Genomic DNA, 10,187 nt, shown 5'->3' with positions numbered 1-10,187 from the left:
ACTGGTTTTCAGGAAAGATTTTCGTTTATTTTCTTTTGGAATACTTGCAACTATAGATTTGAAGGTGTGAGTTACCTGATACAGCTAGTGCTGTATCAACAAACTTTAAGTATTTGTTAAACAAAACACAATCATCCCCTTTGTGTTTTCTGTGCTAAGTAATACTCAGGGGATAATCCTTTTTAAAATTTTATGTGAAAATTAAATAGAAAATAGGTTTTCTACAGAGCCCAAATTAACTATATATATAACAGAACGCAGTTCAGTTATCAAAACACATTTATATTACCAAATCGATTTTATAAAGCACAAAATAATAGGATCTCGATAATGCACTAATTGATCTTGACTTCCCTTCGATTTTCGGATACTTGAACATGACCTGCAAAGCAAATACCCGATGGATATTATTCATAGCAATCGTCCTGATACTCTTATTTTCAATGACAGCACCAGTTAGTGCAAGAGAAGTGAAAGTTGCATTGTATCAGTATGAACCAATGATATTCACTGATGAAAATGGTAATGCTGCCGGAATAACTGTTGATCTTATCAATGACATGGCCAAACAGAATGACTGGAAACTCGAATTCATAGAGTGCACATGGGCAGAAGCACTTGAATTCCTTGAAAACGGTGAGGTCGATGTTGTCACCAATATTGCGTATACTGAAGAAAGAGATTCAGTATTCAATTTTACAGCAGAGCCCGCACATGTCTACTGGAGTCAGGTCTATGTAAATCCAGACCTCGAAGTGAATTCCATACTTGACCTTTCAGGCAAAACCATCATAGGAAATGAAGAGGACTTTAGTTTAATTATTTCAAAGAAAGGATGGAAAAATATAGGGTACAATCTAACTATATTGAAGTCGCTGAGACCATCACGATCCTGGAATATATAGATAGCGGGAAAGCAGATGCAGGAATAATCCCCTATACTTTTGGTAATTATTACAGTAGCGATTATGATGTGAAAGTAACCCCAATAGAAACAGAACCCTTTGGGCAGTATTTTGCAGTTGCAGATGGAAACAATATCGACCTGCTCAATGATATGAATTCATATTTAGCCTTGAAAGGAACACCTTCACAGGAATTACCTCAACAAAAGGAAAATATTTTTAAAGAGTTCCTCCCATATTTGGCCATCGGAGTATGGGTGATCTCTCTTCTGATCATATTAAATTTAGTACTTAAGGATAAGGTCAAAAGAAAGACAGATGAGCTTACGGCGAAGAACCTGCTTCTTGAAGACTATATTGAAGAGAAGAAGAGAAGCGATGAGAAATATTCCACCCTTGTTGAAAAAGGAAATGATGGTATTATCATTGCTCAGGAATATCTGCTCAAATTCGTAAATCCAAAGTTTGCCGATATAATAGGCTATACTAATGACGAATTAATGGAAAACCGTTCTTTGATTATGTTTCTGATGAGTACAGGGATCTGGTAAAAGGGAGGTGTGAAACACGCCTATCAAATGATCCAGATGTGCCTTCGAGGTATGAACTTGATTTTCTTGCAAAGGATGGTCGTAAGGTTTCAGTGGAAGTGAACGCATCGGTCATTGATTATGAAGGAAAACCTGCAATAATGTCGATATTCAGAGACATCACTGAAAGAAAGAAAGCTGAATATGTCCTTCAGGAAAAGATCAAGGCAGAGACCATGAACCTTGAGAAGAGTAAGTTCCTTGCCAATATGAGCCATGAGTTAAGAACGCCTCTTAACGCTGTCATTGGATTTTCTGAAATGTTGATGCTGGGAACTTTCGGAACACTCAATGAGAAACAAACAAAATATGTGGACAATATTACTTCAAGCGGAAAACACTTGCTGGATGTGATCAACGATATTCTTGACCTTTCAAAGATCGAAGCTGGAAGGATGGAACTACAGCCCAAAGAATTCGACGTACCCTCTACGATAGAGGAAGTGAACATGCTGCTCGCATCAATGGCCGTAAAAAAGAGGATCGATATATCTACAGATCTTGCAGACAATACCATTGTTATTGAGGCTGACAAGACCAAATTCAAGCAGGTACTATACAATCTGCTGAGCAATTCACTAAAGTTCACGCCTAATAACGGAACTGTTGTCGTGTCTGCGAATGTAAAGGACGAAATGCTCTATGTTAGTGTAAAGGATTCGGGAATGGGAATTGCCAAAGAAGATATTGGAGCTATTTTTAGTCCGTTCAGGCAACTCGAAGAAATGAGTTCAAAGGTACAGCAGGGAACAGGGCTTGGTCTCACACTTGTGAAACGTTTTGTGGAAATGCATGGCGGCGAGATCTGGGTCGATAGTGAAATTGGAAAAGGAAGTACTTTTACGTTCACAATGCCTTTGAAAAGCGACATTGAATGATTATTTAATATTTTTATATTGTTAACGGGTCAAATTCCTTAAATACTATAATTACCATCAGTAATATTATGCAACTTCCAACACCTGAGAGGCTACGACAGAAAAGGCTTGATCTGACCCTTACCCAAAGCGAACTTGCAAAGCGTGCCGGTGTCAGTCAACCTTTGATAGCCCGTATTGAAGCAGGTGATGTCGATCCGAGGTTATCGACACTCAGGAAGATATTTACTGCCTTTGAGGAAGTGGAGAAGGAAAAAGTGCTGGCAAGAGATATCATGCACACGCTTGTTATTTTTGTTTCTTCTGATGATTCTGTCGAATCGGCTGTGCATCTGATGGAAGAGAATGGATTTTCACAGGTTCCGGTAATCGATCAGGGTGTTCCATTGGGCAGTATTTCCGAGGACACTATTATTAAGGTCATGACAGAGAGAAAGGCATCGGATATTTCCCAGATGAGAATAAGGGATATCATGGGTGATGCCTTCCCGATTGTTTCGCCTACTACTGAGCTCAATGAGATATCACATATGCTTGAAAGAAATCCGGCGGTCCTTGTGGTCGAGAAGGGTGTTACCACAGGATTCGTTACAAAACATGATGTGATCAAGCTGTTGCATGGCTAAAATAGGCTTGCAGGCATTTGTTTGCCGAACCCATGCTATTATTCTTTTTTGCTGACTACAATTATATAGTAGATTTGCATATGGTAGCTCAATTATTTATTATTTATAGCGACTATTCATAGAAATAGATACTAATAGAATCACTTATTTATTGACTTTACAGGAGATATTACATGGACCTTGAAGACACACTACTTATGATGCCTGGCCCTGTTCCTGTTGCACCTCGCGTGCTCAGGGCAATGTCAAGACCTATGATCAATCATAGGGGCAAGGAATTTTCCGCAATGTTCGATGACTGTACCACCATGCTGAAAGAGATCTTCCAGACAGAGAACGATCTTTTCACCATCAGCGGCTCAGGAACAGCTTCCATGGAAGCAGCTCTTGGATGCACCATTGATAAAGACGACAAGGTCGTCACTATCGAGAATGGTAAGTTCGGAGAGAGATTCAAGGATATCGCAGCCCGATATGGACAGGTCGTTCCTGTCGAGTGCGAATGGGGAACCTCCGTTGACCTCGATGTTGTAGAGGAGAAGCTTTCCGAGGGTGCCAAGGCTGTTACAATGGTACACAACGAGACCTCAGCAGGTATACGCAATCCAGCTCCTGAAGTTGGTAAGCTTGCAAAGAAGTACGATGCTTTGTTCATCATGGACGGCGTGACCTCCATCGGTGGAGACGATGTTAAAGTGGATGACTGGGGCGTTGATATCGCTGTTGTAGGTTCACAGAAGTGCATCGCTGCACCACCAGGACTTTCCATGCTTTCAGTAAGCGAACGTGCTTTTGAGGCTATGAACAAGGAAAATCTGCCATACTATCTTGACCTTAAGGCATACCAGAAGAGTGCAGCCAAGTCACAGACACCATATACACCTGCTGTGCCTCTGTTCTTCGGTCTTCAGGAAGCTTTGAAGATCGTCATGGAAGAAGGTATGGATGCAAGGATCAAGAGGCAGGCAACCGGCGCTGCTGCTGTACGTGCTGCCATGGATGCAATGGGCATCGAGATGTTCCCACAGCTTAACGCGACCAGTGCTTATTCCAGCACAGTTTCCGCAATGAAGGCACCTGAGGGTGTTGACAGCAACGATATCAAGAAGGGAATGATGGACAAGGGCATCATTATCGCAGGCGGTCAGAACAGACTCAGCGGTAAGATCTTCAGGATAGGCAGTATGGGCAATGTTGCTCCAAAGGACCTCATGATGACAATTCAGCACCTTGAACTCGTTTTCAAGAAACTCAATGTCGTTAATGAGATCGGTGCAGGTACCGAGGCTGCTGCCAAAGTATTTGACACACTATAAGCCATAGTATGATATATGAAAACTATAGGCATTGTCGATACGACCTTTGCACGTTTCAATATGGGACGTGCAGCCGTCGATGAGATCCAGCAGAACGTATCCGCTAAGATCAAGCGGATAACCGTTCCCGGTGTCAAGGACCTGCCGGTAGCATCCAAGAAGCTCATCGAAGAAGAAGGATGCGACATAGTAATAGCTCTGGGAATGCCCGGCTCCAAGGAACAGGACAAGATCTGTGCCCACGAAGCCTCCACCGGCATCATCCAGGCCCAACTCATGACAAACACCCACATCATAGAAGTGTTCGTACATGAGGACGAGGGAAAGGACGAAAAGGAACTCGCATTCCTCATGGAAATGCGCTCCCGCGAGCACGCCTTAAATGTCGTCAACATGCTGTTCCACCCTGAAAAACTTGTCAAGCAGGCCGGTACTGGTCAAAGGCAGGGATTTGAGGATGTCGGGACTTTGAGACATTAAGGTAGTTTCTTTATTCTTTTTTTTGAATTTGTTGAAGAAGAGAGAAATCTCTTGCTATGATTAACTGGATACTTGACGGTCTCAACGGATAGGTGATCAAGCATAGAGCTGGTTGGTCCCGAGGATCTGCATAGATGTTACGTATCTACGCTAACTACACTGATCAAGAGATCAATGATAAGATTTACGAAAGATATGGCATCAAGACGGATAACAAGAGACATATCACACTGAAAGCTTGTCCTCGCTGCAATAATGTACTTCGTCCGGACGATAAGTTCTGCAGTCAGTGTTCACTTGTGTTGGACCATGAAGCACTTGAGCATGTGCAGGTTCATGAGAAGATTACACCACAATTGCTTGAAGCATTGGTTAAGTCTAATCTTGGAAAAGATCTGTTAGGAGAATTACAGTAATTGAAATTAAACTGAGGATATGGTAAGTATGAGTTACATAAGGGATGGGCGTGCTCCAATACCTCTATCAGAGAATACATCCAAAGTGATGAGCGCAAACAAAGGAAAGAATACGGAACCAGAGCTCATGTTGCGTAAAGCGTTGCGGGATATTGGGCTTTCTGGATATCGTATACATTGGAAAAAAGCAACTGGGAAACCAGATATTGCATATCCTGGAAAAAAACGAGGTTTAAGAAAATCAGTAATAATTTGTTCTGTCCTCATATCATAGGTTCTATTTGACATATTATCTAAGTAAAATATATAGAAACATAACTATATGAAGTTTTGTGACTTGATCATAAAATAAAAGGTTAGGAATAGATGCGCTCAAAGCGATCAATTTCCTTTTTGTAAAGTATTTGCACTTTAGGAGAATCGAGATCTTTTGAAAAATCAATTATCAATGGCTCATCCCGGGTTTCTGAGAAACGTTTGGCCGAATGAATTATGCTCACGATCTCTGCCAGTGCTTTTTCAGCATTGACTGCTTTACCATTGTAAATTGAGAACTATTCACTAAGAATATTGAATGCAAATATCGTATTTTCACAGAACATCATCCTTTCGATTTTGTTCACATCAATTAAAGAATTCATGTCTGGAGCTTTGATAAATACTGTATACATCGATATTTCTCCTTGATTAAATGAATAAGTGGGTAGCGTCCCCACTCACTTTTTGTTCTTTGCAGCTGCAGACTGAGCACGTGCTTTAAAGTCCTGGTTATTTCCAGATTTATCTGCATTTGACTGTATCCTTGAAGCTGCTTTCTGATCCATTGATTTATCTGTCATTTTATTCCTCTATATTATTATTTGTCTTCATCTTTTGATTCGTAGTCATCTGGTCTTTCATCATCCCCACGACTCTGCCAATAAGCATCGTTGTTCGGATTGCACTGATTTGAGTGGTTGTCGCTGTCTGATTGTTTACTCATTCTTTATCACCTCATTTTGTAGTAACAATCCCTAATTTATACGATTTAGTTTAAATAGATTTCAAAAGAGTTAAGTAATTAGAAAAACAATTTGTAAATAAGAAGTGGATTTTATTTACAACATTCTAAACTTGAGGAGCACAAATGTCAGCCGAAGGGATAAAGGGACGAGAATGGGAAGTTCTAGAGCATTTTATTGTAAACGAAAGCAGAAACTTAGAATATGTTCTTCGAAAATTCAATAAAATAACACCTGAAAACGTCATTCATTTTTCTAGTTATCCCGGTAAAATCGAATCGGAATCAGGAATAAATAGAGTAACTGTGGGAGATACTTGCAGGAAATTTTTGAAAATGGAAATATTCAAAATAGCAGAAACAAAGCATACCGGAAAGAAAGGTGGCAAAACCAATTTTTACTCACTTCGATCTGATTTGTCCACAATCAGAAAACTAGTTCGATTAATATTAGAAATAAAATCCTATTCTGAAGCTAAACATCTTCTTGACAATTATTACTTTACATGCAATTTGAATGAAGCTCTTGTGAGAGAAGTTTTGAGTGAGAAAAATGTTCAGATAAATCGATTATTTTATCCATTAGACTGGAAGATCACTGATGCATCGCGAATCGTTGCCAATTTAGAAAAGAATGAAATCTATCCTGATAAACCAGAACCAAGAGAAGATTTGAGCATAAAATATCAGGAAATAATTACAAGCTATGAAAACGAAGACAAGAAAATTGAGAAAAAATATGTTGATAAACTCAAATATTTCTGTGAAAGTTTTTCTCAAAATTTGAATGACCCACCAGTAGATGAAATTGATTATTACTTCAAGGATTATGATCTTTACAACATTTCTAGATCGAAATACCAGGAATGGTTGGGAAGAAAAAGTGACTATTTACATAATTGCAATTTTGTTGCTCTCGAAGGGCTTAGTTTGATTTTGCCTACTTTTAAAGACAACACAAATGAAGAAGATAAACTGAAAACAATAATGGAATTGAATCTTCAGACCTTTTATGATAGTTACTATGGGTATAGGTATGTAAACTTTAAAAGTTTCCCAAGCTATTTCGTTGCTAAGATCAACTCTATAATAAGAGAAATTGAGAGTTTGCAAGCAAAAGTCCTTGAAATATAGAAAAGAGAAGAACGAATTTACATTTGTATGGATAGTAATCTACCTTTTGCAAATTTAATTAAAATACTCAACAGTAATATCTTAAAAATTGAACAAGAAACCAACAGTTATACTAGCTTTATTCCTACAGATTTCTTCAACAAACTCATTCCAGAATTACATAATTTAATTATAGAACATCTTAATGATGCAAAAAATGATGACACAATTAAGTTCATTGAATATACTTCAAAACGTGTTAGTAGGTATATTGAAGATATTGAATTTTACCTAGAAAGAATTAGGCATGTTAAGGAATTAAAGCTTGATTATGTTAAAAACAATTATAGTAATTTGATAAACGAGCATTACTCTATTTTTGAATATGAAAAGTTAATTCTTCCAATATTGGCCTTAATTCATACATCTCCACGAGCATTAAATGAATTTCTCAATGGTGAGTGGAAATCATTTGATCTATTATTTATTGCGAATAATGAGACAAAGAATAGTGAATTCTTGACAAAACTCATCCACATTACTTTGGTCGATCTGATGTGTGTTCCTAAGTTATTAAAAAATAGTATCGTTAATGCCCTTTCATTTAATTCTTATATTGACTCCAGATTTGATTTCTATCAGGAAAGAAGCGTACAAAGTACTGAAGACCATCGGGAATATTACTATAATAAAATAGATAATCATTATGGGGAGCTTTCCTATGAGGAAATAATGCGAGAAGAGTCACAACCTATAAAGCTTCAACTGAAACAAATATATGAATTCTATATATCGTTACGTTTTTCCATCAACAGTTCAGAGGATGGAAGTAAGATATCATCAGCTTTATCACATACTTTCATCCCAACGATCAAACAACAATTTTTTACCCTTCACGAATTAAATAATATCATATCGCTTATTGAGAAGCTTAGAGATACGAGGAATCCATTATATAGCCATATCCGAAGCCTTCTTTCAACTAAAATGCAAAATATTGTATTATATTGTGATCTTTCGTCAGAGCCTTCTATCAAGCTAAAAAAGGACCTTTTAGACGAGTTAAGTCTTGTGATGCTACAACCAGATTTGTATCAGGAAAGCATATTTGATGAAATTATATGTTCAAATGAAAAATTAAAAAAAGAAGAAGTTGAATATATATCATCACTCAACATTTCATTTAAAGATCTAATACAAATAACACATGAAAGTACTGGACGTTTTATCACTAATCAGATGCTTGTTTTTAATCAGTGCCTCTTGTACACAGTCTTCAAAGATGAGTTTGATAATAGCGATATATATTTTTGATTCGTTTTTGAAATAAAATAAAAGGAGAACATTACCATGGAGCCTATGATTGAAGAGAATACCAGAATACTTATCGTTGGAACTTATCCCGGACAAACATCTCGTGATATGAATCAATATTATGCTAATCCTCGGAACCAGTTTTGGAAGATTATGAAAGAGCTCTTAGACATTGATCTGCAAGAATTGACCTATGATGAAAAGATAAAAGTCCTACGAGAGAATCAAATCGGATTGTGGGACACACTGAAGAATTGTGATGTTGTAGGAAGCTCCGATAAAAGCATCTGTAACGAAGAATACAATGATTTTTCTCAATTAACAACAGTCGAGAGAATAGTATGCAATGGGAAAAAAGCAGAAAAATATCTCAGCAATTGTAACGTTCCTAAAAATGTAGAGGTTATTGGAGTACCTTCATCTAGTCCTGCAAGAGCAATGAAGTTTTCTGAAAAAGCAGAAGAATGGAAAGATAAAATGCTCGTTTAATCAGTCACAAAATATAAATGCTGCCTGTCTGGACAATACATATCCAATTAGATGTTCATACTTGCCCCCACTCATTTTATTGTAGTAAAGGACCCATCATCTAATATTTTCAAACCAATTTCTTCGAAAGACAGAAAATGAATAATGATATTAAATCTATCAATATTGTCGTCCTCAATATTTTTAAATTGAGATAAACTATCTCCAACAATTACTAGCTTCAATTTGGCGGATCTGCCAGTAATAGATTTATATTTATCAAGAATATTTTTGCATTGAGCAATATATTTATCCAATATATTCTCTATCGGAATACTAATTGGAACAAGTTTTATTTCAAAAATTAAATCCCCGAAACCAAACTTTAGTAAACCGTCAAGTTCGACAGATTGTTTTTTTTGGTTAATAATACGCTGATTTCTTATTATTGTAGAACCATACATTCTTTCAAGATAAGTAAATACAGAATCTTCTATTGAGAAATATGAATGAATTAGTTTTTTCTTTTTCTGTTCGTTGTCCAAAACAATGTCTGCTTTTTTCAAATAAAGTTCTTCTTGTGCTGTATTTCGTACGACCTCTTGTACATTTTCTTCTGTTAGTTTATGTATGGCTTCTTCAACTACATTTTTATCTGTTTCGTTTACCACTTTCTTTACTACTTCTTTAACCGACTCTTCTTTAACCTTTTTTTCTGCTTGAAGAAGATCTTCAAGATCTTTCTCCATTTCAAGTTTCTTTTCTTCAACGTCTCGAGGCTCTTGGTTTTCAAAGTAACTGTCAGTTCCTTTTATGATTGCAGCCAAATTTTGGAGGAATAATGAGTCAGTGACCAATGTTGCTATAATAAAAACAGTTGGAAAATAAATCCAACCAGAATTTGCAAAAAGCGCCATACTGACCAGAAAAAAAGTACCTGCCATTTTAGTTGCTTGTTCTTTTCTTCCTTTATAAAAAGAATAAAAAGAGTAGATAAATCCAATTAATAAAGCAACTGTTGCAAGGCAAATTCTTAAATTATCCGTAACTATTCAGCCTAATTATCGTCAATCCTGTATCA

13 protein-coding genes and 2 pseudogenes are annotated in these 10,187 nt (G+C 37.1%); 11 read left to right on the top strand and 4 right to left on the bottom strand.

Annotated features, from left to right (window positions below):
* Positions 1-31: 31 nt before the first annotated feature.
* Positions 32-124: pseudogene (locus QAS77_RS07660) on the bottom strand (IS5/IS1182 family transposase); the annotation flags it as partial.
* A 319-nt stretch (positions 125-443) separates the two neighbouring features.
* On the opposite strand from QAS77_RS07660, the gene QAS77_RS07655 reads away from it, so the two are divergent.
* The 8 genes and pseudogenes from QAS77_RS07655 (at position 444) to QAS77_RS07620 (ending at position 5,485) form a co-directional block, all read left to right on the top strand.
* Positions 444-905 carry a transporter substrate-binding domain-containing protein gene (locus QAS77_RS07655; protein ID WP_305064769.1) on the top strand — a complete coding sequence of 154 codons (462 nt, stop codon included), beginning with the start codon at positions 444-446 and terminating at the stop codon, positions 903-905.
* Positions 836-1,578, top strand: a pseudogene (locus tag QAS77_RS07650) (PAS domain S-box protein); the annotation flags it as partial. The gene QAS77_RS07655 and the pseudogene QAS77_RS07650, both read left to right, overlap by 70 nt.
* Positions 1,579-1,596: 18 nt before the next feature.
* A complete protein-coding gene (locus QAS77_RS07645; RefSeq protein WP_442920366.1) occupies positions 1,597-2,373 on the top strand; it encodes a sensor histidine kinase in 777 nt (258 codons plus the stop codon).
* Between the two features lie 68 nt (positions 2,374-2,441).
* On the top strand, positions 2,442-2,999 hold the full coding sequence (locus QAS77_RS07640) for a CBS domain-containing protein (protein WP_250868293.1): 558 nt from the start codon (positions 2,442-2,444) through the stop codon (positions 2,997-2,999).
* 173 nt (positions 3,000-3,172) lie between these two features.
* A complete protein-coding gene (locus QAS77_RS07635; RefSeq protein WP_250868291.1) occupies positions 3,173-4,315 on the top strand; it encodes a pyridoxal-phosphate-dependent aminotransferase family protein in 1,143 nt (380 codons plus the stop codon).
* Between the two features lie 15 nt (positions 4,316-4,330).
* Entirely contained in the window at positions 4,331-4,795 is a 465-nt protein-coding gene (ribC, locus tag QAS77_RS07630) for a riboflavin synthase (protein ID WP_305064767.1), read from the top strand.
* Positions 4,796-4,929: 134 nt separating this feature from the next.
* On the top strand, positions 4,930-5,211 hold the full coding sequence (locus QAS77_RS07625; protein ID WP_305064766.1) for a zinc ribbon domain-containing protein: 282 nt from the start codon (positions 4,930-4,932) through the stop codon (positions 5,209-5,211).
* A gap of 19 nt (positions 5,212-5,230) precedes the next feature.
* A complete protein-coding gene (locus tag QAS77_RS07620; RefSeq protein WP_331522434.1) occupies positions 5,231-5,485 on the top strand; it encodes a hypothetical protein in 255 nt (84 codons plus the stop codon).
* Between the two features lie 442 nt (positions 5,486-5,927).
* On the opposite strand, the gene QAS77_RS07615 is transcribed toward QAS77_RS07620, so the two are convergent.
* A complete protein-coding gene (locus tag QAS77_RS07615) occupies positions 5,928-6,050 on the bottom strand; it encodes a hypothetical protein (protein ID WP_305064765.1) in 123 nt (40 codons plus the stop codon).
* Between the two features lie 17 nt (positions 6,051-6,067).
* Complete coding sequence (locus tag QAS77_RS07610; protein WP_305064764.1) at positions 6,068-6,193, bottom strand: hypothetical protein; 126 nt, start codon at positions 6,191-6,193, stop codon at positions 6,068-6,070.
* Between the two features lie 144 nt (positions 6,194-6,337).
* Here QAS77_RS07610 and QAS77_RS07605 point away from each other — a divergent pair, with 144 nt between their 5' ends.
* Genes QAS77_RS07605 through QAS77_RS07595 form a run of 3 tightly spaced genes read left to right on the top strand, consistent with a single transcriptional unit; the run spans position 6,338 to position 9,127 of the window.
* A complete protein-coding gene (locus QAS77_RS07605) occupies positions 6,338-7,345 on the top strand; it encodes a hypothetical protein (RefSeq protein WP_305064763.1) in 1,008 nt (335 codons plus the stop codon).
* Between the two features lie 27 nt (positions 7,346-7,372).
* On the top strand, positions 7,373-8,638 hold the full coding sequence (locus QAS77_RS07600; RefSeq protein WP_305064762.1) for a hypothetical protein: 1,266 nt from the start codon (positions 7,373-7,375) through the stop codon (positions 8,636-8,638).
* Between the two features lie 36 nt (positions 8,639-8,674).
* On the top strand, positions 8,675-9,127 hold the full coding sequence (locus tag QAS77_RS07595) for a DNA-deoxyinosine glycosylase (RefSeq protein WP_305064761.1): 453 nt from the start codon (positions 8,675-8,677) through the stop codon (positions 9,125-9,127).
* 71 nt (positions 9,128-9,198) lie between these two features.
* Here QAS77_RS07595 and QAS77_RS07590 read toward each other — a convergent pair whose 3' ends face one another.
* The gene (locus tag QAS77_RS07590) at positions 9,199-10,050 is read right to left on the bottom strand and encodes a hypothetical protein (RefSeq protein WP_305064760.1); all 852 of its coding nucleotides are present in this window, start codon (positions 10,048-10,050) and stop codon (positions 9,199-9,201) included.
* Between the last annotated feature and the right edge of the window lie 137 nt (positions 10,051-10,187).

Origin of the sequence: Methanococcoides sp., assembly GCF_030594565.1 — an archaeon.
GTDB classification, from domain to species: Archaea; Halobacteriota; Methanosarcinia; order Methanosarcinales; family Methanosarcinaceae; genus Methanococcoides; species Methanococcoides seepicolus.
This window is presented reverse-complemented; position numbering and strand designations above follow the sequence as displayed.

What these genes read in the sequence shown, in the direction of transcription:
- QAS77_RS07655 (WP_305064769.1), top strand. Translation starts at nt 444, where the DNA reads ATGACAGCACCAGTTAGTGCAAGAGAAGTGAAAGTTGCATTGTATCAG.
- QAS77_RS07600 (WP_305064762.1), top strand. Translation starts at nt 7,373, where the DNA reads ATGGATAGTAATCTACCTTTTGCAAATTTAATTAAAATACTCAACAGT.
- QAS77_RS07615 (WP_305064765.1), bottom strand. Translation starts at nt 6,050, where the DNA reads ATGACAGATAAATCAATGGATCAGAAAGCAGCTTCAAGGATACAGTCA.
- QAS77_RS07620 (WP_331522434.1), top strand. Translation starts at nt 5,231, where the DNA reads ATGGTAAGTATGAGTTACATAAGGGATGGGCGTGCTCCAATACCTCTA.
- QAS77_RS07645 (WP_442920366.1), top strand. Translation starts at nt 1,597, where the DNA reads ATGTCGATATTCAGAGACATCACTGAAAGAAAGAAAGCTGAATATGTC.
- QAS77_RS07595 (WP_305064761.1), top strand. Translation starts at nt 8,675, where the DNA reads ATGGAGCCTATGATTGAAGAGAATACCAGAATACTTATCGTTGGAACT.
- QAS77_RS07605 (WP_305064763.1), top strand. Translation starts at nt 6,338, where the DNA reads ATGTCAGCCGAAGGGATAAAGGGACGAGAATGGGAAGTTCTAGAGCAT.
- QAS77_RS07625 (WP_305064766.1), top strand. Translation starts at nt 4,930, where the DNA reads ATGTTACGTATCTACGCTAACTACACTGATCAAGAGATCAATGATAAG.
- ribC (WP_305064767.1), top strand. Translation starts at nt 4,331, where the DNA reads ATGAAAACTATAGGCATTGTCGATACGACCTTTGCACGTTTCAATATG.
- QAS77_RS07635 (WP_250868291.1), top strand. Translation starts at nt 3,173, where the DNA reads ATGGACCTTGAAGACACACTACTTATGATGCCTGGCCCTGTTCCTGTT.
- QAS77_RS07610 (WP_305064764.1), bottom strand. Translation starts at nt 6,193, where the DNA reads ATGAGTAAACAATCAGACAGCGACAACCACTCAAATCAGTGCAATCCG.
- QAS77_RS07640 (WP_250868293.1), top strand. Translation starts at nt 2,442, where the DNA reads ATGCAACTTCCAACACCTGAGAGGCTACGACAGAAAAGGCTTGATCTG.
- QAS77_RS07590 (WP_305064760.1), bottom strand. Translation starts at nt 10,050, where the DNA reads ATGGCAGGTACTTTTTTTCTGGTCAGTATGGCGCTTTTTGCAAATTCT.